Here is a 22,392-nt window from a genome sequence, read left to right on the forward strand (position 1 = left end):
CCAGCGTGATGCAGCTGGCGATCAAGGAAAAGGCGGCGCTGTATGCCGCCTATATTCCGTTGTTCGCCGAAGGGGGGATTTTTGTGCCCACGCAGCGTGACTATCGTTTGGGCGATGATGTCTATGTGCTGCTGACCCTGCCCGACGATCCGCAGCGCTATCCGATTGCGGGCCGTGTGGCCTGGGTGACGCCCGAGCGTGCTTCCGGCAATCGCACCCAGGGCGTGGGCATCCAGTTTCCCAAGGATGCCAAGTCCGCCGAGCTCAGGGCCAAGATCGAGCAGATTCTGGGCACGGCCCGGAGCTCAGAGAAGCCGACCCAGACAATCTGATTTTTTAATACTGGCGCGCTCCCACATCAGAGACGCCGAGCAAGAGCCGTCTGCAGCGATGGCGTCGTCCCCTGGGGGAAGCGGCGCAGCCGCCCAGGGGCGATCCAATTTCTATGTTTACCGATTCCCACTGTCACCTGAATTTCCCCGAACTGAGTGCCAATATCGCGCAGATCCGCGCAGCCATGGCTGCTGCCAAGGTCACGCGCGCGCTGTGCATCAGCACGACGATGGAAGAGTTTCCCGAGGTGCACCAGCTGGCGCTGGACTACGACAATTTCTGGGCCACCGTGGGTGTGCACCCCGACACCGAAGACATGACCGAGCCCAGCGTGCAGGATCTGGTGGAGCGCGCAGCACTGCCGCGTGTGGTGGCGATAGGCGAGACCGGGCTCGATTACTACGGCATGGAAGACCGCAAGGGCGGTCGCACGATTGCCGACCTGGAATGGCAGCGCGAGCGGTTTCGCACGCATATCAGGGCTGCGCAGATTACGCAAAAGCCGCTGGTCATCCACACCCGCAGCAGCTCCGACGACACCCTGGGCATTTTGCGCGAGTGCGGCGAGGCGGATTCCGGCACCCAGGCAGGTGGTGTTTTTCACTGTTTCACCGAAACCGCCGAAGTGGCCCGTGCCGGTCTGGACATGGGTTACTACATCTCACTGTCAGGCATCGTGACCTTCAAGAATGCCCAGCACCTGCGTGACGTGGCGGCTTTCGTGCCACTGGACAGGTTGTTGATCGAAACCGACAGCCCCTATCTCGCGCCCGTGCCCTACCGCGGCAAGATCAATAATCCTTCCTACGTGCCCTTTGTGGCCAAGCAGATTGCCGAGGTGCGCGGCATCTCCATCGAGGAGGTGGCTGCCGCCACCAGTGCCAACTTTGACCGCCTGTTCAAGGGCGTGACCTTGTCAGCGAACTCCGGAGCGAGTGCATGAGTCTTTTTGCTGCCCCATCGATTGCATCGTCATTGAACCGCCGCCAGAGCCTGCGCTGGGCGGGTGCTGCTGTCGTCGGGGTGGCGGGCCTGCCAGGGCTGGCCCTGGCCAATGACTACGAGGACTATTCGCGGGCGCTGGTCAGCGACAACTCCAGTGCCATGGTGAATCTGATCTTTCGCGGCTTCAACGCCAACACCCTGGATTCACGCGGACGGCCGGGGTTGGTGGCGGCTCTGCATCAGGACTCGCTCAAGGTCTTCGATGTGCTGCTCAAGGCGCCCCGCATCGATGTCAATCTGGCCTCGCGCCAGAACGAGACGCCGCTGATGATGGCCTGCATCAAGGGGCACCTGGATATCGTGCGCGAGCTGATCAAGCGCGGCGCGGACGTCAATCGCGAAGGCTGGGCGCCGCTGCACTATGCGGCTTCTGCCGATACGCCGCAGACGCTGGACATCATCAAGCTGCTGCTGGAGGAAAGCGCCTATATCGATGCCGCATCGCCGAACGGCAGCACACCGCTGATGCTGGCCGCCCAGTACAGCAGCGAAGCCGTGGTCAGGCTGCTGCTGGAGGAGGGCGCGGACATCACGCTGCGCAACCAGCGCAATATGACGGCTGCGGATTTCGCCAGGCTGGTGGACCGGCAGTACATGGTCGATCTGCTGGGCAAGGCGCTGCAGCATGAGCGCCGTACCCAGCCCTCGCGCGGGACCTGGTAGCGGGCGCTGTTCACCGCTGTCATTGGTATTTTGGTAGCTGCCAGCGCCCAATGAAAAAGGACTTCAGAGTTATTTGACTCTGAAGTCCTTTATTCATATGCGGTAGCAGCTCTTAAATTTGAGGCTCACCGGGGGTCGAGCTGCGCACCTGATTGTGCAGGCGGGCATAGAGACCACCCAGCTCCATCAGCTGTGCATGCGAGCCTTGCTCGGCAATCTGGCCGCGTTCCATGACCACCACGCGGTCCGCATGCTCGATGGTGGACAGGCGGTGGGCGATCACCAGCGTGGTGCGGCCCTGCATCAGCCGGTTCAGGGCTTGCTGGACCAGACGCTCGGACTCGTTGTCCAGCGCCGAAGTGGCTTCGTCCAGAATCAGGATCGGCGCGTCCTTGTATAGCGCGCGGGCAATGGCCAGGCGCTGGCGCTGGCCGCCCGAGAGCTGGCTGGCATTGTGGCCCACGAGGGTGTGCAGGCCCTGAGGCAGATTGCGCACAAAGTCGCCCAGATTGGCGGCTTCCAGCGCGGACCAGACGCGGGCCTCGTCGATCTCCTTGCCCAGCGCCACATTGGCCGCGACGCTGTCGTTGAGCATGACCACGTCCTGGCTGACCATGGCGAACTGCTGGCGCAGCGTGTTCAGGTCCCAGTCGGCCACGGGCACGCCTTCCAGCATGATCTGGCCGCTGGTGGGCGAGAAAAAGCGGGGCAGCAGATTGACCAGCGTGGTCTTGCCGGCACCGGACGGGCCGACCAGGGCCACGACTTCGCCAGCCTTGACATTCAGGCTCAGGTGCGAGAGGGCCGGAGCCTTGTCCGGGCCAAACTGCACGCTCACATCGTTCAGCTGCAGTGCGCCGCTGACCTTGGCGCAGGGCTTGAAACTGCCGCCTTGCTCGTCGGTGGAGCCTTCGAGCAGGGCCAGGCCACGTTCCAGTGCGGCCACGCCGCGCGTGATGGGGTTGGCCACATCGGCCATGCGGCGAATGGGCGCAATCAGCATCAGCATGGCCGAGATGAAGGCGGCAAAGCCGCCCACGGTCACATCCTGCACGCTGGCCGAGCCGATGGCGGCACCGCCTTCGCGGCTTTGCCACAGGGCGATGCAGAGAATCACCGACAGCGCAATCGCCGCCAGCACCTGGGTCAGCGGAGTCATGGCGGCCGAGGCGATGGTGGCCTTGGTGTTCAGGCCGCGCAGCTGACGGCTCAGCTCGCCAAAGCGCGACTGCTGCGAAGCCTGGGCACCATGCAGGCGCACCATGCGGTGGGCCAGCACGTTCTCCTCTACCACATAGGCCAGCTCGTCGGTGGCTGTCTGGCTGGACTTGGTGATGCGATAGAGGCGGCGCGACAGCGTCTTCATGACCCAGGCCACACCCGGCACCATGAAGGCCACGATCAGCGTGAGCTGCCAGTTCAGATAGATCAGGTAGCCGAGCAGGGCGATCAGCGTGAAACCGTCGCGAGAAATGCTCATCATGGCCTGCACCAGCTGCTGGGCACCGGTCTGCACCTCGTAGACGATGGTGTTGGACAGCGCCGATGCCGATTGCCTGGAAAACAGGCTCATGTCTGCGGCCAGCAGGCGCTCGAAGAGTTTCTGGCGCAGACCCAGCATGCCGTCATTGGTGATGCGTGCCAGCGCGTACTGGCCTGTGAACTGGGCCAGGCCGCGAATCACGAACAGGCCGATCAGAAACACGGGCACTGTCCACAGCGGCAGCGACCCTGCCGTAAAACCGCTGTCGAGCAGGGGCTTGAGCAGTGCCGGCATGGCAGGCTCGGTCGCCGCACCCACCAGCGTGGCAAAAATGGCCAGACCCCAGGCCCAGCGCTGGCCCGAGAAATAAGGTGTCAGGCGCTTGAGGCGCTGCATCAGCGGCAGCTCGGATGGATTGACGGGGGCTGCTTGGGCGGGAGCTGGGGCAGGGACGGCCTTGGAGGTCTCGCTCGGCGATGGGGGCGGTGTGGCTTGCATAAGCGCGTGATTTTAGGGCTTGTGCTTTTGGAGTCCGCAGTGATCTCAATAGATGAAATTTGGGATGAAGTTGTAACCAACTATGCCTGTTTGAATATAAAGCGCAAGCCTGCGGCAGAATCGGCAAGGGGATTGCCTCTGCGCTCATGCAGACTCTGGCATGCTCCCGATCTGAAAGTTTTGTGGCACTTGCGTTTGATCACCCTACTGAGCACGTTCTTACATCAGGAATCCGTCAGTGTGTGTAACATTCGCGCTTGTGTTTGTACCGGGCAATTCCGGAAATTTTGATGGCTGCCAATGACTATTGACCGACTTCCATCCCTGACAACCTGGGCGGCAGGGCCGCGCGCTTCTCGTAGAGCCATGCTGGCAACGCTAGCCGCCACGCCGGCCCTTCCGGCACTGGCCCAGTTCAGGGTTGAGGTAACAGGCGTGGGCCTGACACAGTTGCCGATTGCAATTGCCCAGTTCAAGGGAGAGGGCTCGGCCCCACAGAAGATTTCCGCCATCATCCAGGCCGACCTGGAGCGCAGCGGACAGTTCCGCGGCGTGGATGCCTCAGGCCTGGCGCTTGACGAAACCTCGCGCCCCGATGTGGCCCAGTGGCGCCAGAAGGGGGCCGATTCGCTGGCGACCGGCAGCATCACGCGTCTGGCCGATGGCCGCTGGGATGTGCGCTTCCGCCTTTGGGATGTGGTCAAAGGCCAGGACCTGGGAGGCCAGGGCTTCGCAGTCACCACCGGCGATCTGCGCCTGGTGGCCCACCGCATTGCCGACTACATCTATGAAAAGCTCACGGGCGAGAAAGGCATTTTCTCCACCCGCATTGCCTATGTGACCAAGGCCGGCGCTCATTACCGCCTGTGGATTGCCGATGCGGACGGCGAGAATGCCCAATCTGCGCTGTCCAGCCCCGAGCCCATCATTTCCCCGGCCTGGGCGCCCAACGGCACGCAACTGGCCTATGTGTCCTTCGAGTCACGCAAGCCCGTGGTCTACGTGCACGATGTGGCCAGCGGCCATCGTCGTCTGCTGGCCAACTTCCGCGGCTCCAACAGCGCTCCCGCCTGGTCGCCCGACGGCAGCCGTCTGGCCGTGACGCTTAGCCGCGACGGTGGCTCGCAGCTCTATCTGCTCAGCGCCCAGGGCGGTGAGCCCCGCCGTCTCATGCAAAGCAGCGGCATCGATACCGAGCCCTGCTTCTCCAGCGACGGCCGCACCATTTACTTCGTCAGCGATCGTGGCGGTGCACCTCAGGTTTACAAGGTCTCGTCCTCGGGCGGCAGTGCCGAACGAGTGACCTTCAGCGGCACCTACAACATCTCGCCCGCCATCAGCCCCGACGGCAAATGGCTGGCCTATGTCTCCCGCGTGGGCGGTGGCTTCAAGCTCCAGGTCATGGATCTGGCAACAGGCACAGTGAACTCCGTCACGGACACCACGGCGGATGAAAGCCCGAGTTTTGCGCCCAATAGCCGTCTGATTGTTTACGCCACCATTCAGGGAGGCCGTGAAGCGCTCATGACCACTACGCTGGACGGCAAGATCAAGGCGCGTCTGGCAGGTGCAAGTGGAGACATACGTGAGCCCGACTGGGGCCCGTTCCAAAAACACTGATCTGAAGTTTGCTTTCCCTCTTTCTTTCTAGTGATGAAGTCCGTTGTGGACTGTTCGGAGAAATCTCATGTTGACTATCAAACGTCTTTCCCTGGCTTTGGCTGTGACCGCACTGGTCGCAGGTTGCAGCTCTGGCGTCAAGCTGGACGACAAGCCCGTTGACGGTTCGCTGTCCAGCCAGGGTGCTGGCACCAGCGGCCAGGGCCAGAGTGGCGTGTCGGGCGTGGACCTGACAGGTTCCGCCGCTTCCAAGGCCGGCCCTCAGGGTGTCAGCCGCATCGTCTACTTCGACTTTGACAGCTACTCTGTCAAGGCTGATGCACAGCCCCAGATCGAAGCCCATGCCAAGTTCATCAAGGCCAACCCCGCTGCCAAGGTGCAGCTGGAAGGCCATACCGACGAGCGTGGCGGCCGTGAATACAACCTGGCCCTGGGTCAAAAGCGCGCTGAAGCCGTGCGCCGCTCTCTGGGCCTGCTGGGCGTGAACGACGCTCAGGTTGAAGCGGTGAGCTACGGCAAGGAAAAGCCCGCTGCTGAAGGTCATAGCGAAGACGCCTACGCCCAAAACCGTCGCGTTGAAATCAACTACCGTTAATGATGAAGCAGGCCTTGTTGACTCTCCGTCACGCAACGCTGCCTCGCTTGGTGGTGGCCGGCCTGCTGGCCGGCTCTGCCATCAGCGCCCATGCAGCCCTGTTTGGTGATGACGAGGCGCGCCGCGCCATCATCGAACTGCGCCAGCGCGTTGACAGCCTGCAGCAGTCGCAGGAGCAGACCCGCCGCAGCCTGCTGGATCTGCAGTCGCAGATCGAGTCGCTCAAGTCGGACCAGGCCAAGCTGCGAGGTCAGAACGAGCAGCTGACACGCGACGTCGCGGAGTTGCAGCGTGGCCAGAAAGATCTGGCCAAGGGCTTTGACGAGCGGCTGCGCCAGTTCGAGCCCGTCAGCGTGACCGTGGACGGCGTGGAGTTCACCGCCGACCGCAATGAGCAGCAGGAATTCGAGCAGGCTCTGGGCATGTTCCGTTCGGGCAAGTTCCCGGAGGCCGGTCAGGCCTTCGCCGCTTTCCTGCGCCAATGGCCCAAGAGCGGCTATACACCGTCGGTACGCTTCTGGCTGGGCAACTCGCAGTACGCCACGCGCGACTACAAGAATGCCATCGCCAATTTCCGTTCGGTCATGACCAATGCGCCCATGCATGCTCGTGCACCCGAAGCGGCCCTGTCCATCGCCAACTGTCTGGTGGAACTCAAGGACACCAAGGCAGCTCGCAAGACCCTGGAAGAGCTGCTGCAGGCCTATCCGAACTCGGAAGCCGCAGGGATTGCCAAGTCCAAGCTGGCGACGCTCAAGTAATGGCCGAATATTCTCAGCCTCAAGCGGAAACAGCGCCCCAATCCGGCGCTGTTTTTTCTATGGAAGAAGCAGATGTGCAGCGCCGCTTTGGCGGCTTGGAGCGCCTTTACGGCGTGCAGGGGGCAGCCCGGATTCGAGCGGCCCATGTGGTGGTGGTTGGTGTGGGCGGAGTCGGCTCATGGACGGCCGAGGCTCTGGCGCGCAGCGGCGTGAGTCGCTTGACTCTGATCGATATGGACCATGTGGCCGAGTCCAATATCAATCGCCAGATCCACGCGCTGACCAGCACTGTCGGTCAGGCCAAGATCGATGCCATGCGTGATCGCATCGCCGAGATCAATCCTGCCTGCGAGGTCAATTGCATCGATGAATTTGTCGATCCGGACAACTGGCAGCAACTCTTGCCGGCAGATGCCGATGCGGTGATAGATGCTTGCGACCAGATCAAGGCCAAGGCCGAAATGGCGGCACATGCGCGCAAGACCCGGCAGTGCTTCATCTCCGTCGGCGCTGCGGGCGGAAAGCGCATGGCCCATCTGGTGGATATTGCCGACCTCAGTGCGACAACACATGATCCGCTTCTATCGCAGCTACGCTACCGACTGCGCAAGCAGCATGGCGCTCCCAGGGATGGCAAGCGCATGGGGGTGACTTGTGTGTTCAGCCGCGAGGCCGTGGCACCACCTGATGCGTCTTGCTCGATCGAAGGTGGTGATGGCAGTCTCAACTGCCACGGCTATGGCTCGGTCGTGGCTGTAACAGCGACCTTTGGTCAGTGCGCAGCAGGCTGGGTGCTTGATCAATTGGCTCGCAAACCCAACTGATCCAACTAATTCAAGAATTAGGCAAAGAGCCGGGAAAAATAGATTACAATAACGTCATTCCACTGATTAGGCAACTACTGCTTTTGATGTGTGGCAGGGTCTTTAGCTCAGTCGGTAGAGCAGCGGACTTTTAATCCGTTGGTCGCGAGTTCGAATCTCGCAGGACCCACCAAAGATAACAAGGCCCCGTAGCAATACGGGGCCTTTTTCTTTTGCTATCAATTAAGCAGCAAGAATCAAATTCAAGCCGCCTTTCTTTTGGTTGGTGTGCGGATTTTTTTGCCAACCAACGCAACAGCGGTCTGGAGAGTCTGGGTCGCAAGGTGGCTGTAGCGCTTGGTGCTGACCGCCGACTTGTGCCCCAGTACCCCACCAACCGTGTAGAGATCAACTCCGGCGTTGATCATCTCGCTCGCCGTACTATGCCGCAAGTCGTGCAGCCTGGCATGACCGAAACCAGCCGCTCGGGCGCCAGCCTTGAATGCCTTGCTGACCGTCCACTTTGTCGGCTTCACCGGCCAAAGGGTAGGGTTGCGCACGATGTGGGCGACTCGGGGGTGAATAGGAACAGCGCGGGGCTGACCGTTCTTGGTGTGCTGGCTGCTCAGCTCAAACACATCTCCCCCGTAGGCGACCTGGGCCAAGCCCACCTCAGCCGCCCGCATGCCACTGTAGAACGCAATGCGGATAGCGGCCCTCTCCTTGCCGGGCCGGATCTTAGAACAGATCTTCAGGAACTCGGCGCGGCCCAAGTAGACATGACGCTCGTTGCGCACCTTCGGCATGCTGACGCGCTCGGCTGGGTTTCGGTCGCCCAGTCCATGGTGCTTCCACGCATAGCGGCAAGCCGCTCGAAGGTAGGAGAGCCGGTTGCGCACCGTCGCCGCAGACATCAGCTTCTTGTCATCACCCACAGGCCGGTAGCTGATGGCAATGGCTGGCAGAGCTGAGAACGGCTTTCCAGCATAGGCGCTGTAGCAGGCCTTGAGCTCGCGCACGATGTTCTCATAGCTCTTGAGTGCTGGTGCGTGGTACTTCAGATAGAGCAGTACCGCATCTTCAATCAGTGGCTCGGGCTTGCTGACACCAGTCGCAATCGAGTGGAGTCGCTTGGTCTCTTCGAGGTCGAACTTTTGGGCCTCGGCTTTGGTGTAGCCTTTTGGAAGAAGGCGGCTAGCCCGCTGCCGCTGGCCCGCAATAACCTGGTCGAACTCAAAGCGCCAACGCTGGTTGCGGGAGTCGAAACGGATCGGCATGATTTTTTGTATTCCTCTATGTCAGATTCTTCAAAGCGCACAGCACTACCGAATCGGTAGCAGTGCAGGCGCCCGGATTTTGCGAGTTCATAGACGGTTCGCTCGCTAAGTCCGAGCATCCCGGCAACGGCTTTTGCATCAAGCATCTAGGTCTCCAAAAGCAAAACCCCGCATCAGCGGGGCTCTGGGTGGTTGATAGGTTCGCGCCATCTGTCGCGGGCTCGGTGGCTCATGGGCCACCCACCATCAGTGCGTGAAATGCGAGGCTTATCAGCTTGCGTCCCTTCTTTGTGGGAAGGTTGTCCGCGCCGATAAGGCGAAGCTCCCGCATGATGGTTGTGATGGTGTGACCGCAGTAATAGCCGGATGCTTTTTTCAGAACCGCGATATGCAGCTCTTGCCGGTGATCTGCGCCGCCAAAGTTCGTGCCGGCAAAAGCCTTTGCCAACTCGTCGTCACTGACAACTGAGCGAGTGTCGAGCGCGGGAATTGTCAGTGGCTTGCGCGCCTGCTGGGCTTCCAGCTCTGCGATGCGGTCCAGCAGGCCGACGAATAGCTCGGGGCTGGCTGCTTTGTGCCATGCCTCATTGGCCTTGGCCGCGTTGCTATCGCGCCAGTGGGTGTAGATGTGCTGGCCATCTTTCTCGGCGGCTGCGGCCAGGGTGCGCAGATCGTCGGCTTGGTGTGCTGTCATTGCCATGGCTTCCATCCATTCATGATTGCGGCGACAAGTACAGCGCCGGCAGCAAGCCAGAAGCCCAGCCATGCGATGCCCTCGCCAATTGCTTTTGCTGCTTCAGTGCTCATGCTTGCTGCGCTCCTTCCTTGGCTGCTGCCTGGGCATCGCGTTCTGCCGCTTGCGCCATGAAATACTCATTGAGGAATTTGACCGGCACAAACACGGTGCTGCGGCAGCTACGTCGCTCGTATGGCAGTCGCTCTAAAAGCCCGCGATGGTCAGCGAGGTGCTTCAGCCGTTTCAATCCAGCGGCGCGATCGGCATTGGGCACGTCGCGGCTGCGCAGCTCCAAGCGGTAGGCGTCGGCTTTGGCTTGCAGAACTGGCACCAAGTCACCGAGCCACCACAGCGCGTAACCCAGCGGGTCTGTTTGGCGATCTGGGATCATGCTTCACCCCCTTGCGCTGCCTGGGCGGCGATTGCGGCGCGGTGCTCGCGGTCTCGGTCAGAATTGGTCTTCAATGGCAGGCTGGGGTTCTGGTGCCAAAATTGTTCGTGCGCCCAATAGCCAAACATCGTCACGCTGTACCGTCCAAACCCGTGGTTGCTGACAACTCCGAGTTCCGCGAGTCGCTTAATCTCCTCTTTTTTGAGGTCGTAGCTCTCATCGTCCTCTGTCGTCTCGATGAATCGGTGCAGCAGATGCTGGTCTGCCTCCATCAGAAACTGCAGCTTTCCCGCATCCCGCGCGTCTGCCTGCGCCTGGGGTGCTGTGTAGAGCTTCACCGGGAAGCCGCTCGACGCTGGGTGAAACACGGTCGCCATCTTTGATCCTGCGTTTTCCCCGCTCAGCTTTTCCAGCTCCTCGGCAGTTGTCACCGCCACGGGCACCGCCTGCGCGGGAAGTCCGGTAGCAGTAGCCAGCAGGGCGCGATCCTGCTGATCTTTGGAATAGCGCCTTGCCGCAGATCCAAAATCAGCCTCAAAGCCCGGAGCCCCGCCAGGAAGGTCGCGCAGAACTTGAGACACAAGCATGTCGACCGCGCCAACGCTCCCGAACTCGATATAGGTCTGAGCGTTCTCACGGCCACCGACATGCAGGATGCGCTGACCGAGGTTCATGCCGTGCGTGTCGCTCTTTATCACCACTGGCGAGGGTGCCGGGGTGGCTGCAAGCGCGGCGCGGATAGCTGCATGGTTCTCAATGAACCAGTGAACCGCCGCCAAATTTCGGCCGATCCAGTCGTTATCGCTTTCTAGGTAGCCATCCGGCTCGGCATCGTTGTACGGTCGTCGGTCATCCGTCTTGGGCATTTCAGGCACTGCCACGGCTGCGGGCGCTGCCTGGGCAATCTGTGCAAGAAACCCTGCGCGCAGGCCTTTCGCGTGCTTCTCTGGCACCATGAATGCCTGCGATCCATCAGGGCAGCAGTCGCGATGACCCGCTCCAACTTCGCCGACATGGCCGCATTCGGGGCAGTAACGAACCATCGCGCGCTGGCTGGCACCAGCCTGTGCCCGGCCTTCGTCCAGGCCTGCATGCCATGCGGCTTGTTCTGAGGCGTAGGGTTCTTGGATTTGGTGCAGGCACTGGCCGGCCTTGCCAGCTTCAAACGCGGCGCGGCCGAAGCCCAGCAGGTGCTGTCTGTCCTGGCCGGTGACCAGGTTCAGGCTGAACGGTGCCATGAGTGCTGTCAGGTGCAGTTCATCGCCAGGGGTCATCTTGATAGGTTGCTTCATGAGGGTGGCTCCCAGAAAGAGAAAAGCCCGCGGCGGCGGGCTGTGATGGGTGACAAAAGCTCAAGCCACTTTGCGCAGCTTGGCCTCCTTGGCGATGAGCCAGACGCGGCCCCGGCTATCTCCCGGAAAGCGCGACATGGTGCGCACCTCCAGCTTGTCGGCCTTTTCCTGGCTGGCGATCCATTTGCGCATGGCCGCTCCCAGGGGCTGAACTTCATCAGGCTCGCAGGAGAGGCACTGCCCTGGCTTCATCTTGGCGAACAGCTCCGCATATTTGCCTTCGGGGCATGCGCGCTGGCCGGGGAAGGGATCGTTCTTGATCGTGATGAGCTCAACGTCGATGCTCTTCACGGTCTTGTGCACCTTGCGACGCGGCTTTGCTTGGTCGAATGCGTTCACGACTGGGCCTCCCCACTCACAGCAGCTGCAAACGCATCCTCGGGGGTCTGCTGCTTCTCGCCGTCTTCTCCATCCTCAAGGCCGAGCTGATCTGGGTTGCCGCCGGTGCTGGGCGTGTCAGGCTTTCCTGCTCGATATCCCTTCTTGGCCTGGACCAGTTCAGCCGGGGCCAGCAGCTTGATGGAGATCTCGCCTTCGGCGGCCAAGCCGGAGAGCTCGCCGAACAGCTCGTTGTCCTGCAGCTCTTCGCCGTTGTACGAGATGGTCCACTTGATGGTGACGCTGCCGCCTTCGGAGAGCTCGTACTGCAGGTTCGACACCACCACATCGGTGAAATCAACGTGGTACTCGTCCAGGCCCCAGTCTTGGGTGAGGCGGTAGCCGCGGAACTTCAGGCCCTTTCCATAGTGGTACATCAGCGGCAGCTGGGGGTGGCGCAGGTTCGGAAGCTGGATATCCAGGCCGGGTATTTCGTCCTGGCCGTCCTTGGCCGCCTTGTTGCAGTAGTGGTGTGCACGCAGGCCGGGCTCAATCAGATCCAGCAGCGTGTTCTCACCGGTCAGCGAGCATGCCAAGTCAATGGCGCGCACCTTCTCTTCGCCGTGTAGCTCGCGGCGGGGATTGGCGTTGGTGATTACGACATTGGTGGGGTGGGTCAGTTCAAAGGCCATGGAATCCTCTTTTCAATGAAAAAGCCTGCTGGGTTAGAGCAGGCTTACGGTGGTTGCTATTGATGTTGATCAGGCGGTGACTGCCTGCAGTTCGTCGGCCAGCTTTCGGAAGCCCAGGGACAGCAGCAGCGCCAGGCGCTTGGTGTTGGCCTCGGTGACTTGCACGGCCCCACGCTCACGGGTGAACTTGATGCCGTGATGCTCCAGCGTGGCGGCGCTGATCTTGCCCAGGCCGGCCGCCTCCAGCAGCGTGTTGACCTGGCCCAGTGTCATGACGGGGCTGGTGTCTGCTGCTGCAGCGCTGGCCTTGGCCGTGCTGATCGCCTGCTTGGCGTCGATGCCGGCCATGCCTTCCATTGCCTTGTCCTGCACGAGGCCTGCCAGATCGTCAGCCATGGGCGCGGACAGGGCTCCGGCCTGCTGAGCCTGGGTAATTTCGGCCTTCTCCTGCTGGGCCTGCTGCTGGATCAGGTCGCGCTGCTGGGCAAGATCCGCCTGAGCTTTCGCCTGCTCCTCGGATCGAATGCTCTCGCGTTCCTTCTCCAATCGAGCGGCCTCGGCCTGCTTGTGCTGGCCAATGCGCAGGGCGGCCAGGGCCTGGAAGTCCTCTGCAGCTTTGGTGCCCACGGCGGCAAAGTCGGCAAACAGTGCAATCCAGTCGCCGTCCTCTTGCATCAGGTGCTTGCGGTTGGCTTCCAGGCGGTCGGCCAGCTGGTTGGCTTCGTGCTTGGCATTGGTCAGGGCCACGGCCACCTTGTCACGCATGCTGTCCAGCGACTTGAGGCCCTTGATTGCCCCGGCGAAGTCTGCAGCAACTTGTGGGAATCGGCAGGGACGCCCGTCGATCGCTTCCAGGCGCTTCTCCAGTTCACCAATGTGGCAGTCCAGATCCTTCTTGCCGTCCAGAACGATCTGCTCTTTTCGCTTCTCCTTCTCAGACTTCACCAGCTTGGACAACTTCAGGCGAACCTGCCGAGCCTCTTCGCTGATTTCATCAATGGTGCGGAACAGATGGTCGATGCTCTCGGTCTGGGCCAAGGCATGCTGCTTGGCGGCGTCCAGGCGGCTTTCAACTTCTTCGCACCACTTGACCGCCTTGTCTGCATCAGCAAAGTCCTGGTCTGTTTTCAGCTCAGTGTTGACTGAACGGATGGCGGACAGTGCTGTGACCTTGAAGGCATCCAGGTTCGATGCCGTGACAGCACCTTGCACTTCGATGCGAAGCGCGGGCAGTGTTTCAGGAGACTGCCCGACAACTTCTGGGGCCGCCTCCTCGGTGACGTAGGCCGCCACATCCTTCTCCAGCTGCTCCCAGCCGGCGATGATCTGGGCGCGCAGCTCGGCGTTCGGCTCATACCAGCAGTGCAGGGCTTCCACAGGCAGGCCTTCGGCCGTCCACTTGCTGGCCATGAACAGGATGCGCTCGCAGCCTGAGACCATGGCCTGCTGCTCCATCTGCACTTGATACTGCAGCGGCAGGTCAATGCCGTCGCAGCCGCGCGCCAGCAGCTCACGCAGGTCGGCATTGAGCGTCTTGTGCTCAAAGGCCGTGTCGTTCATGAAGGTCAGGCCATCGAAGCTGGCTGAATACTTTCCACGGGTGCCGACACATGGCGAGAGATCTTCGCCGATGATCTGTTCAGCCAGCGGCCGGGCAAGGGCTTCGAACTGGTGACCGTCATTGAAGCGGCGCTGCGTGGCCGCGTCGATTTCCGGAACGATGCCCGTGGCCAGTTCCTTGACCAGCTCAGAGCGCTTCTTGTAGGCGCTGCAGCCCATCATGGCCGGCGCGTCGCTGGCGTTGAAGTGGTTGCGGCGGTGGGCATGCCATTCTGGGCTGCCCTGGATGAGGTTCACGAGTTGCATGGTCATGCTTGCTCCAGTTCTGCTGCGCGGGCATCAAAAATGTCGGTGAGGGTGGCTTGCTGCGACGGGTCAGCAATGGTTTCGATCTGGTTGCCCAGGTCGTACAGCTTGTTCAGGTCAGTGCAGGCCTTGATTTCGGCGCCCAACTTTTCAGGATCAGGCGCCGTGGTGCTGGTGTCGGCTACCTGCTGACGCTTTGCCACTTCATCGCGCAGCTGCTGCTCTTGCTCTGCAGTGACCTTGGCCTTGCTGTTGAGCCATGCCAGCACATCAGCAAGCGGCTTGCCGGCAGCGATGCCGTCCACCCACTTTTGCAAGCCTGCTGCCCAGCGATCAGCCGGCCATTCAGGTTGAACCACCTCGGCTTGGCCCATGTGGCGCTCGCCATGGGATGCTGCTGGCGTGTCAGTGGGAATGTCCTGCAGCTCTTCAGCTATGGGCATGCCGCGCAGCACATCGGGGAACACGTCGCGCAGTGCGAATGCCCTGGCGCGCATCTGGCGCATGCGCTTGGGGTACTGCGTCCATGGGCCTTGTTTTCCAGCGAGGCCGGCCTTGCGGGCATCGTCCATGCTGAAGCTGCGAACCTGCTCGGGTGCGCCCTTGCGCTTGACCCGGCAGAAGGCCGTTTCACCATCATCGTCCTCGGTGACGTACTCGCAGACCGGGCTGGCCATGACCAGGGCAATCACAGCATCACCCCAGAGGGCAGGGCGGCCATTGATCACGGCCAGGTTCTGCAGGGACTGCAGCGGCTTCAGGCCCAACTCGCTACCCCATTGCATGGCAATCAGGCAGTTGCCCGGCTTGCCCTTGAAGTCCTTGGGCACCAGGTCGCTATCGGCCAGATACTGGGAAAACGTCAGGGCCTGGTCGAAAGTCTGAGGGCTCAGGTCAAACTGGCCGGCGGGCCGCAGAGCTGTCGATTGCTGAGCGGTGAGAGCGTTGCTCATGGTGGGCCTCACTTCTTTTGTGCCAGGAACTGCTCGCGGGTCAGCTGCTGCACAGCAGACCTGCCGCCTTCTTTTGCAACATCATCACGGCGCGCGGCCATGAATCGGTCGGCGTCCCAGACGCGGTGCTCTTGCACATAGGAAGAACCGTCCTTGCTGGTGTGACGGACGTAAATTTCATGGGGAGCGGACATGCTCATGAAAACCTCACTTGGGTGATATCGGCGAGAAGGGCGGCAGCGCTGCTGGCCACCCACAAAAGAAAAGCCCTGGCGGTACCGGGCTTGGTGTCTGTTTTGCTCATGGCTTCCTGGCTAGGGCGAAGAAGGCGAGAGCGATGAAGAGGAGGGCGGCGGGGATGATCATGTGCGGCCTTCTTTCTTTCTGATGAAAGCCATCACATCGCCACGCATCACGCGCCCGGCATATTGGTATTTCTTCCGGCTGGGCCAGTAGTCCAGGCGCTGGCCGGCAACCATGCGCGACCAATGGAAGTCGGTGTGCACAGTCCATCCACCATCGTTGTCTTCATTGGCCTCTTTCAAGAAGCGTGCACGATCGGCATCGAATTTCGCCTTCGAATTCAGTTTCAATGCGTCGTAAATTGGGTCTCGGTCTTGGTTCATGGTTTTTCTCTAAGGCATTGCACGGTCTGCGAATCAATCCACTCGGCATGCATCCCCGGGCATAGCCACGCGCCGGCGGCGGCACGCTTGAGGTCGGCGGCTGTAGTGGTGATCGGTGCATCAGCTGCCTGGGCGCTGCAGCCGGACAGGCCGGAACACAGCACGATCAGCAGCAGCACCAGAAACAACAAAGCCCGCGTTGGTGCGGGCTTCTTGCGGCGCGGGAGGCGCTGGAGTTGGATGGAGGAGGGCATCATGCAGACTCCTTCTTCCGGTGAATGTGGTTCATGAATCCCCAACCGCCTGCCGGCTTGCTGGCGTCAGTGAACTCTTCGCAGTTGTCACACATGGGCGCTCCGCAAACGAATTGGCCCGTGTGGTTGCATTCACTGGTGGCCTGCTCTCCGCAGACACAGCACTTGACCTTGGCATGTGTCTCGCAGATATCACCCTCGCATTCGGCTTTGCAGGAGCCGCGCCATGCCAAGCTGTATCGGCAGTAGCTCATATCGCCTCATACTGGTTTTCGGTTTCAGGGGCCAGAGCAGCGCGGATCTGCTCGGGGGACAGCGGCTCTGCCATCTGGGCCAGCACCTGCTGGGCGCAGAACTCGGCAAGGGCAGGGTGCTGGGCTACTCGTTGAGCGGGTGTCATTGAAGATCCTCCAGGTAGTCGGTGTAGATGGCGAAAGCGTTCTTCTTGGCGAAGTGCGCGCCGATGGCGTCGCGCAGTGGCTGGGCCGCAGGGCTGACCATCAGCTCAGAAAAGGCGGCTTGCGTCGCGTCGTCGCTGGCTTCCATGGCCTGATACAGCAGCTCGTCTGCGCTCATGCCGCCGGCGAAAGCGTATTTGTCGAACCAGTCGGCAGGCTTGACCACCTTGGCGAACTGTCGCGCCACGATGCCCGGCGCTTGGACGGCAGCGGTCTCGTGCAGAGCGTTGGCAGCCTCCTGCTCATCGTTCCAGCGCTCGGCGTCTGCATGAGGGTTTGGCGTGGGGCCGAGGTAGATAGGAGGTCGGGCGTTCATGACAAGCTCCAGGAATAAAAAAGCCACCCTGAGGTGGCAAGCTCACTGCGAAGTGAGGGAGGAGTAGGTAGACGGCGCAGCGGTTCGCCAGATGAGGGTCCAGCTAGACAAATGCGCAAGGGTTAAATAAATGCCGCGCCATCCGGCGTGACCACTCTTGCCAAGCTCGTAATCGACGCCAGCCCAGGCCCATTCCTGTGCTGACGTACCTGCTCGAGTGGTCACGCCGGATGGCCCTGGCGCGCTGGCCAGGGGGTGGATTTAAGCGACTGCCAGTTCTTCAAATGGCATGCCGATCTTCTGCAGGAGCTCCTCTGCACTTCCCGGCATTTCTTCGGACTGGGCAGGAATCATGAGTTCCGAACTGCTGAGAAGCTGCAGAGCGGCTTCAATCGAGAACGGCTGGCTTTCGTCCAGATTGACCTTCTCGCCATACTGGCCGCCGATTGCCTTGGCGAGGTCATCCCAGGTTTCCAATGGGATGCGATGGCAGCACAAAGCAATCCGCAGCAGGTCACCCTTACCAACCGTGTAGCCCCGAGATTGGTATTTCAGGACCCGCAGCAGCGACGCGAATGGGTAGCGCGTTCCGTTGTGGAAGCTCAAATGGCGTTGAGCCGCATGCTTGAGAAAGTCTTCATGGAAGACGAACTGCTGGCCCTCGATGTCGTATGCGCCCATGCAGGCCGTGAAGTCGAAGGCATCAAATACTTCTGCCGGACTTGCGAAGAAGCCGAAGCACATCAACTGGATGACGCGCGGCCCACGGATGAAAGTCACAGCGCGATCGGTTGCGGACACGCACCACCAGCCTTCGTCGTAAGCGTCTTGCACTGCCAACTGGAAGTCGCCGACACAGCCGAAATAGATGTCGATATCGTTGATTTCACGGCCAGTGAAAGCGCTTGTGAGCGCGCCGCCAGCGATGATCCCGCGCTCAGGCTGGAACGAATCGGCTGCCGCCATGATCTTGGCCAGCTCGGCCCGGTGCTTGGTAGCCGGTGAAATGTGCATTTCCATGGGTGCTCCTTGTGAAAAAAGAAAAGCGCCCTCGGATGAAGACGCTTTTGTTTTTGGCCCCGCTTAGCCCTGCGGGGGAAGGCGCATGCAGGCCGCATGCTGGCAAATCGCTCACATTTCAGTCACCTCACACTCCCAAATTCGATCTGTAGGCATCAATGAGACCTTCTTCGCGAAGCATCTCGGTTGCCTTCTCTGAGGCAGCCGTGATTTCATGCTTGAGGCCATGGGCAGCCAGCGCATCGCACAGAAGCACAACCAGGGAGGTCGTTCGCCGCTCTTTGGCAATCAGTTTGAGCTTCATCAGCTCCACCTTTGTGCGCTGACGGTCGGCCTCCAGGCAGGCGATCTCAGAATCCAGAGCAACGCGCTCCTTGATGTCAGTGTGCTCGCCGTAGACGAGGAACCGCTCCTTGTTCCTAAGCCGCAGAGCCTCCTTCTCGAAGAGTTCCCGCTTGTTGATCTCGCGCTTCAGCGTGAGCTCGGTGATTTGTTGTTCAAAGCTGCTCATTTGCGCCCTTTCGTTGGTCAAACCGCAACGCCCTGGTTCAAGGCGCTCTGGTTTGATTCCCCTGGTTGTTACCCCAGGGGCGCGGCTGGCATACCCATCCTCGCGGACAGTTCCAACTCGTCTTGCATGTGGCTTCGGTTCCGGTAGTTCAACGGGCTTAGCCATCCCACTTTTGCTTCTGCCGTGGTGCACAGGGGCAGGGCCTTACGGCCTGTTCATCCTTCGGTGTTCAAGAACTGATTGGGTGGGGTGGTCAATCTGAGATACTCGCAGTGGGGCTGCTAGCGCCCCACTGCGGCCAGTCGACATGCCGCAGAAGGTGAAGCATCTGCAGGGAGTGATCGGCATGACGTGTCGAGTCACGCTAATAGCGCAAGCCATGCCGCGCACCAACCCTTCTGATGCCAGCCGTGCTCAAGGCCTATTCGCGGTAAGCCAAGAGCCGCGCTAGCAACGGCGCGTAATAAGAAGTCAGCGGGATCAACGTCCCGTGGCCACGGGGCATTCCAAAGGGCAACCAATGAAATGCCAAGTGAAGGTGAGCATCAAGATCGATGTGGCTAAGTGCATCCAAGCCATCGGCTACATCGTTCTGATACTGATGCTGTGACCAAGTGGGGCAGGGCGGGCAACCGTCCTGCTTCCCGCTGAACTTCCTCAGCGACCACCCCAACCAATCAGTTCTCAAACTTTTAAAGACCGCTGGGTGTCGGCTCGATCACTTGGCACCCACCGCTGCACTTTTGCGTTACTGCTTTGTGCTGCGATGGGTGTAATGTAAGAGTGCTAACAACAACTGTCAAGCATACTTACTTAAATATTTTCAGAGTGCTAACATTTGTCCCATGACCACACACCACACAGACGAAAAAAACCCGCTCTGGGCGGGCTGGTCTTGAGTTGGTGATAGCTACTGTTGCGGTGCAGTCGATGGGGTAGCAGCTGGTGCCGCACCTGGCACGTTGATGATGATCGGTGGCGGCGTGGTTGGCTGTGCAATCGCAGAGGTAGATGCCGGCGATGATTGCTTGAGAGCATTGCTCATCGCAAGAAAAAGACCGCCAAACCCTAGGAAAAGGCCGATTACCGTTCCGATCATCCACTTGTGGATGTCGATGTTGGTCTTGTGCATCTCTGCTCGCAGATCGGAGATACCTGTCTTCACGTCAGCACGCAGTTCTGCAAAGTCTGCTTTGGTGGGCAGATTCTTGACAGCTTCCTCAAGGGCTTTGACTCGGGCTTCCATAGATCCATTGTATCCATCACCGCCGCCATGGGAAGACTGTCCCTCTAGCTCAGGAAGGCGTTGAACTCTCTTAAAAAGCTCTTCAGCATTCTGCTCAGTAACTCTCTCCAGATAAGTCATGGCGTGTTGTCCCGCGACTTTATGTATTCATCGATAAATACTTCCAGCGCATCTGAAGTCTGGATGAATTCCTCAAGAAGTTTTGAGGTATCTCTGATGTTGCTACTTGCAGCATCAAGAATCAATGAAAGAGACTTTTTCTCGTCTGGGTTACTAACACCATCTTTCAACATTTCTTTAAACCTATGGGTCAAAAGATTATGTACTTCCGTTGAGGTGTCGAAACTTCTGGATGCGGTTGTATGATAAATGCTAATAATTTTCGAGAGTAATGATATCAGCTTGTAATCATATTCAGTTAGCTTGTCATGCTTGAGAATGGAATCAAACTTCCGAATAAGACTTGGTAATTCACCATTCATTAAATATCTCGCATAAAAACTATAAGTATTTTCCGGCGTGGAAGAGGTTCATCAGAGGTTTATATCTTTAGTTGATGTTGAATTAATTTTGTTAAAAAACTTCTGTTTTAACACATCAAGAAATGAAATCGCCTTGGTCGAGCCATTTAAGTCAAAGCGCATGACGGTGAATGATCCCGCTTGCACCGGTATGGCGAAAGATAAGATCCCACTGCTTTTCTTTACTACTGATTCAATATCATCGAAAGGAGATAGCAGATATCGGTGATACTTCGTTCCTGATAGCTCAAATATTCCAGCGCAGATAGTAACTAGCTGAACTGCACCATTTGATGAGTTTGCAATAATTGGTGCCTCATCTCCCTTTTTGCATGGAGTCTTTGGAGAGAGAATGAGCCAAAAACAAGCTTCAGAGTCATCCGCGCATACTTGTCCAAAGGCATTGTCGCTGTCATTAGATGTTAAAGCGATTGGCGGTGATCCATTGGCATCACCAAATACTCTCCATTTTCCAAATGTGGCATTCTCAGCGAGAGAATTTGAAGATGCCGCTATCAATGCTATTGCATACAAATATTTCATAATCACTCCCTCCCCGCCGTTAACATTATTTGCGTCTAAATTTTCGTCTGTGTTCAAGCATAGTGCCGATCACTGACAGGTGGTGTTCATCGCTACGCAACACTGGATAGTCATCGTTGAGAGGAACCAGTTCGAAAACCTCTTTGCCAGACTCATCAATGCCGCGGACACGGTATTTTTTGAAAGTCGCCTCTTCCTTGCTGTTGCGAGCCGCTACAAAGTCTCCAGGGCGAGGGGGCACCTCAGGATCAATCAGAACCCTGTCGCCTGGCCTGAATTCAGGCAGCATTGATTCGCCCTCGATCTCGAAATAAAACGCCCAGGACGAGGCGTCGTCCTCGCCAAACTCGATCGCATATCCATCGCCGGGCTCATACGGGCAAACAGCCTCCTTCACGAGGCCTGCCTGGATTTTGGAAATAACAGGATAGGCCCGCATGCCTTCGAGAACAGGACGGGCATTGACATCAAAGCCGGCGGTATCGCTTTTTACTGGGCCTGTGCCGGTTGCTATCCACATGGCATTGAAGCCGGTGGCAGCGGCAAGCTTCGTCGCAGGCGCTGTCTTGAGGCTCTTGGTTGGCCCGTCTTTCCACTGTGTAACTGCAGATGATGTGACGCCGGTCACTTTGGCTATCTCGCCAACGGACATGCCGGTCTCAGACATCAGGTGTGCGATTCGATCTTGAAGCGTTGACATGTTAGAGAGCTTACGAGTTCTTGTGGTTAGAGTGCTTGCGTTCTTTTTGTAAGTGCTCTAACATGTGCGCATGACCAAAACTGAAGCCATCACCTTGCTTGGCGGCTCTGTAGCCAAGGCGGCCGAAGCCATCGGCATCAATTCCCAAGCCATCTCGCAATGGCCGACTGAGCTTCCTGCTCGGCTGGCTGACCGCGTGCAGGCCGCCCTCTGGCGCATGCAGCAAGCAGAGCAGCCCGCCCCCGCCGGACAAGAGGCCGCTTGATGTCAAACGATCCCAATGTTCGGGTACAGGAGAGGGGCGGACTCTCTTGCAAGGTAGATCGAATGCTTGTCGTTGGAAGGGCATTCGATCTTCGGTCCACCAGTCAAAGGCTTGGGATGGAACTGAAGTGGAATCTCGCGTCCTTCGCCATAACACGTAGCGCAAAAGTACTTCGGATTGCCCACTTGGCCCTCCGTCGACTCCACAAGTTCGCGCACCAGTTTTCCGGGAGCCACCTCGGTCAACTTGTATTGGCTGCGCTGTTTGATCTGTCTTTCCAGTTCGGCCTGGCGAGCATCCGCCTCTATGGCCTCCATTCGAAGCTTCTGGACCTCGAGCTCGAGCGTGTTCGTCGATTGCACATGGGTAGTTGCAATGACTAGTGCATCCAACAGCCTGGCCTGCAAATCGACCAGCGCCGAATTCACTTTGGCTTCGTCGCGTGCGGCGACGCCCAACGCTACCAAGTCGTATGCCGCCTTCGTGGCAGCAAGCGCCTCTGGAATGTTCATGTCTGCCCCTCCCGGGAATGGTTGTGTAGGAGCTTCCATTCTGCCCCGGGAGGCGGCGGGCACCTTTTCCCCAT

Annotated in this window: 29 protein-coding genes, 1 tRNA gene and 1 pseudogene; 9 read left to right on the forward strand and 22 right to left on the reverse strand. The window is 59.4% G+C overall.

Annotated elements, in window-relative coordinates; all coding sequences use genetic code 11:
* Nucleotides 1-8 precede the first annotated feature (8 nt).
* The 3 genes from NOX35_RS09165 (at nucleotide 9) to NOX35_RS09175 (ending at nucleotide 2,001) form a co-directional block, all read left to right on the forward strand.
* Nucleotides 9-332, forward strand: coding sequence for a PilZ domain-containing protein (locus NOX35_RS09165; RefSeq protein ID WP_182287144.1), 324 nt, complete (start codon nucleotides 9-11; stop codon nucleotides 330-332).
* Between the two features lie 113 nt (nucleotides 333-445).
* On the forward strand, nucleotides 446-1,276 hold the full coding sequence (locus NOX35_RS09170; protein ID WP_256496409.1) for a TatD family hydrolase: 831 nt from the start codon (nucleotides 446-448) through the stop codon (nucleotides 1,274-1,276).
* Nucleotides 1,273-2,001: an ankyrin repeat domain-containing protein gene (locus NOX35_RS09175; RefSeq protein ID WP_182286430.1), complete on the forward strand. Its 729-nt coding sequence runs from the start codon at nucleotides 1,273-1,275 to the stop codon at nucleotides 1,999-2,001. The genes NOX35_RS09170 and NOX35_RS09175 overlap by 4 nt, the downstream gene beginning before the upstream one ends.
* 112 nt (nucleotides 2,002-2,113) lie before the next feature.
* On the opposite strand, the gene msbA is transcribed toward NOX35_RS09175, so the two are convergent.
* Nucleotides 2,114-3,982, reverse strand: coding sequence for a lipid A export permease/ATP-binding protein MsbA (gene msbA / locus NOX35_RS09180; protein WP_182286431.1), 1,869 nt, complete (start codon nucleotides 3,980-3,982; stop codon nucleotides 2,114-2,116).
* A gap of 300 nt (nucleotides 3,983-4,282) precedes the next feature.
* Here msbA and tolB point away from each other — a divergent pair, with 300 nt between their 5' ends.
* The 5 genes from tolB (at nucleotide 4,283) to NOX35_RS09205 (ending at nucleotide 7,954) form a co-directional block, all read left to right on the forward strand.
* The gene (tolB, locus tag NOX35_RS09185; RefSeq protein WP_182286432.1) at nucleotides 4,283-5,602 is read left to right on the forward strand and encodes a Tol-Pal system beta propeller repeat protein TolB; all 1,320 of its coding nucleotides are present in this window, start codon (nucleotides 4,283-4,285) and stop codon (nucleotides 5,600-5,602) included.
* Between the two features lie 67 nt (nucleotides 5,603-5,669).
* Entirely contained in the window at nucleotides 5,670-6,197 is a 528-nt protein-coding gene (pal, locus tag NOX35_RS09190; RefSeq protein WP_003061517.1) for a peptidoglycan-associated lipoprotein Pal, read from the forward strand.
* Nucleotides 6,197-6,958, forward strand: coding sequence for a tol-pal system protein YbgF (gene ybgF, locus NOX35_RS09195; protein ID WP_182286433.1), 762 nt, complete (start codon nucleotides 6,197-6,199; stop codon nucleotides 6,956-6,958). The genes pal and ybgF overlap by 1 nt, the downstream gene beginning before the upstream one ends.
* Entirely contained in the window at nucleotides 6,958-7,782 is an 825-nt protein-coding gene (locus NOX35_RS09200; protein WP_256496410.1) for a ThiF family adenylyltransferase, read from the forward strand. Before ybgF ends, NOX35_RS09200 begins: the two co-directional genes overlap by 1 nt.
* 96 nt (nucleotides 7,783-7,878) lie before the next feature.
* Nucleotides 7,879-7,954, forward strand: a tRNA-Lys gene (locus NOX35_RS09205).
* 70 nt (nucleotides 7,955-8,024) lie between these two features.
* Here the strand turns inward: NOX35_RS09205 and NOX35_RS09210 are convergent.
* The 20 genes and pseudogenes from NOX35_RS09210 to NOX35_RS09300 all read right to left on the reverse strand — a co-directional run bounded on the left by NOX35_RS09210 (nucleotide 8,025) and on the right by NOX35_RS09300 (nucleotide 21,493).
* Nucleotides 8,025-9,038, reverse strand: coding sequence for a site-specific integrase (locus tag NOX35_RS09210; protein WP_256496411.1), 1,014 nt, complete (start codon nucleotides 9,036-9,038; stop codon nucleotides 8,025-8,027).
* A 14-nt stretch (nucleotides 9,039-9,052) separates the two neighbouring features.
* Nucleotides 9,053-9,184, reverse strand: a pseudogene (locus tag NOX35_RS28765) (helix-turn-helix domain-containing protein); the annotation flags it as partial.
* A gap of 83 nt (nucleotides 9,185-9,267) precedes the next feature.
* Nucleotides 9,268-9,738 carry a hypothetical protein gene (locus tag NOX35_RS09215; protein ID WP_256496412.1) on the reverse strand — a complete coding sequence of 157 codons (471 nt, stop codon included), beginning with the start codon at nucleotides 9,736-9,738 and terminating at the stop codon, nucleotides 9,268-9,270.
* Nucleotides 9,739-9,841: 103 nt separating this feature from the next.
* A complete protein-coding gene (locus NOX35_RS09220; RefSeq protein WP_256496413.1) occupies nucleotides 9,842-10,165 on the reverse strand; it encodes a hypothetical protein in 324 nt (107 codons plus the stop codon).
* Entirely contained in the window at nucleotides 10,162-11,457 is a 1,296-nt protein-coding gene (locus NOX35_RS09225) for a hypothetical protein (protein WP_256496414.1), read from the reverse strand. The genes NOX35_RS09220 and NOX35_RS09225 overlap by 4 nt, the downstream gene beginning before the upstream one ends.
* A gap of 60 nt (nucleotides 11,458-11,517) precedes the next feature.
* On the reverse strand, nucleotides 11,518-11,856 hold the full coding sequence (locus NOX35_RS09230) for a hypothetical protein (protein ID WP_256496415.1): 339 nt from the start codon (nucleotides 11,854-11,856) through the stop codon (nucleotides 11,518-11,520).
* Nucleotides 11,853-12,527 carry a hypothetical protein gene (locus NOX35_RS09235; RefSeq protein WP_256496416.1) on the reverse strand — a complete coding sequence of 225 codons (675 nt, stop codon included), beginning with the start codon at nucleotides 12,525-12,527 and terminating at the stop codon, nucleotides 11,853-11,855. Before NOX35_RS09235 ends, NOX35_RS09230 begins: the two co-directional genes overlap by 4 nt.
* A 69-nt stretch (nucleotides 12,528-12,596) precedes the next feature.
* The gene (locus NOX35_RS09240) at nucleotides 12,597-14,399 is read right to left on the reverse strand and encodes a YqaJ viral recombinase family protein (protein ID WP_256496417.1); all 1,803 of its coding nucleotides are present in this window, start codon (nucleotides 14,397-14,399) and stop codon (nucleotides 12,597-12,599) included.
* A complete protein-coding gene (locus NOX35_RS09245; protein ID WP_256496418.1) occupies nucleotides 14,396-15,346 on the reverse strand; it encodes a recombinase RecT in 951 nt (316 codons plus the stop codon). The genes NOX35_RS09240 and NOX35_RS09245 overlap by 4 nt, the downstream gene beginning before the upstream one ends.
* An 8-nt stretch (nucleotides 15,347-15,354) precedes the next feature.
* Nucleotides 15,355-15,546: a hypothetical protein gene (locus NOX35_RS09250; protein WP_256496419.1), complete on the reverse strand. Its 192-nt coding sequence runs from the start codon at nucleotides 15,544-15,546 to the stop codon at nucleotides 15,355-15,357.
* Between the two features lie 162 nt (nucleotides 15,547-15,708).
* Complete coding sequence (locus NOX35_RS09255) at nucleotides 15,709-15,972, reverse strand: hypothetical protein (protein WP_256496420.1); 264 nt, start codon at nucleotides 15,970-15,972, stop codon at nucleotides 15,709-15,711.
* Nucleotides 15,969-16,229: a hypothetical protein gene (locus NOX35_RS09260; RefSeq protein ID WP_256496421.1), complete on the reverse strand. Its 261-nt coding sequence runs from the start codon at nucleotides 16,227-16,229 to the stop codon at nucleotides 15,969-15,971. Before NOX35_RS09260 ends, NOX35_RS09255 begins: the two co-directional genes overlap by 4 nt.
* A 247-nt stretch (nucleotides 16,230-16,476) precedes the next feature.
* The gene (locus NOX35_RS09265) at nucleotides 16,477-16,626 is read right to left on the reverse strand and encodes a hypothetical protein (protein WP_003061541.1); all 150 of its coding nucleotides are present in this window, start codon (nucleotides 16,624-16,626) and stop codon (nucleotides 16,477-16,479) included.
* Nucleotides 16,623-17,000: a hypothetical protein gene (locus NOX35_RS09270; protein ID WP_256496422.1), complete on the reverse strand. Its 378-nt coding sequence runs from the start codon at nucleotides 16,998-17,000 to the stop codon at nucleotides 16,623-16,625. The genes NOX35_RS09265 and NOX35_RS09270 overlap by 4 nt, the downstream gene beginning before the upstream one ends.
* Nucleotides 17,001-17,261: 261 nt before the next feature.
* The gene (locus NOX35_RS09275) at nucleotides 17,262-18,020 is read right to left on the reverse strand and encodes a hypothetical protein (RefSeq protein WP_256496423.1); all 759 of its coding nucleotides are present in this window, start codon (nucleotides 18,018-18,020) and stop codon (nucleotides 17,262-17,264) included.
* 127 nt (nucleotides 18,021-18,147) lie between these two features.
* Nucleotides 18,148-18,531: a hypothetical protein gene (locus NOX35_RS09280; RefSeq protein ID WP_256496424.1), complete on the reverse strand. Its 384-nt coding sequence runs from the start codon at nucleotides 18,529-18,531 to the stop codon at nucleotides 18,148-18,150.
* Nucleotides 18,532-19,441: 910 nt separating this feature from the next.
* The gene (locus NOX35_RS09285; protein WP_256496425.1) at nucleotides 19,442-19,897 is read right to left on the reverse strand and encodes a hypothetical protein; all 456 of its coding nucleotides are present in this window, start codon (nucleotides 19,895-19,897) and stop codon (nucleotides 19,442-19,444) included.
* Nucleotides 19,894-20,259, reverse strand: coding sequence for a hypothetical protein (locus NOX35_RS09290; protein ID WP_256496426.1), 366 nt, complete (start codon nucleotides 20,257-20,259; stop codon nucleotides 19,894-19,896). The genes NOX35_RS09285 and NOX35_RS09290 overlap by 4 nt, the downstream gene beginning before the upstream one ends.
* 51 nt (nucleotides 20,260-20,310) lie before the next feature.
* Entirely contained in the window at nucleotides 20,311-20,898 is a 588-nt protein-coding gene (locus NOX35_RS09295) for a hypothetical protein (RefSeq protein WP_256496427.1), read from the reverse strand.
* Nucleotides 20,867-21,493 (reverse strand): LexA family transcriptional regulator, encoded by a 627-nt coding sequence (locus tag NOX35_RS09300; RefSeq protein ID WP_256496428.1) that lies wholly within the window; start codon nucleotides 21,491-21,493, stop codon nucleotides 20,867-20,869. The genes NOX35_RS09295 and NOX35_RS09300 overlap by 32 nt, the downstream gene beginning before the upstream one ends.
* Before the next feature lie 118 nt (nucleotides 21,494-21,611).
* Here NOX35_RS09300 and NOX35_RS09305 point away from each other — a divergent pair, with 118 nt between their 5' ends.
* Nucleotides 21,612-21,806 carry a Cro/CI family transcriptional regulator gene (locus tag NOX35_RS09305; protein ID WP_256496429.1) on the forward strand — a complete coding sequence of 65 codons (195 nt, stop codon included), beginning with the start codon at nucleotides 21,612-21,614 and terminating at the stop codon, nucleotides 21,804-21,806.
* Between the two features lie 2 nt (nucleotides 21,807-21,808).
* Here NOX35_RS09305 and NOX35_RS09310 read toward each other — a convergent pair whose 3' ends face one another.
* Complete coding sequence (locus tag NOX35_RS09310) at nucleotides 21,809-22,318, reverse strand: hypothetical protein (RefSeq protein WP_256496430.1); 510 nt, start codon at nucleotides 22,316-22,318, stop codon at nucleotides 21,809-21,811.
* Nucleotides 22,319-22,392: the final 74 nt, after the last annotated feature.

The organism is Comamonas sp. C11 (assembly GCF_024496285.1).
Taxonomy (GTDB): Bacteria; Pseudomonadota; Gammaproteobacteria; order Burkholderiales; family Burkholderiaceae_C; genus Comamonas; species Comamonas testosteroni_F.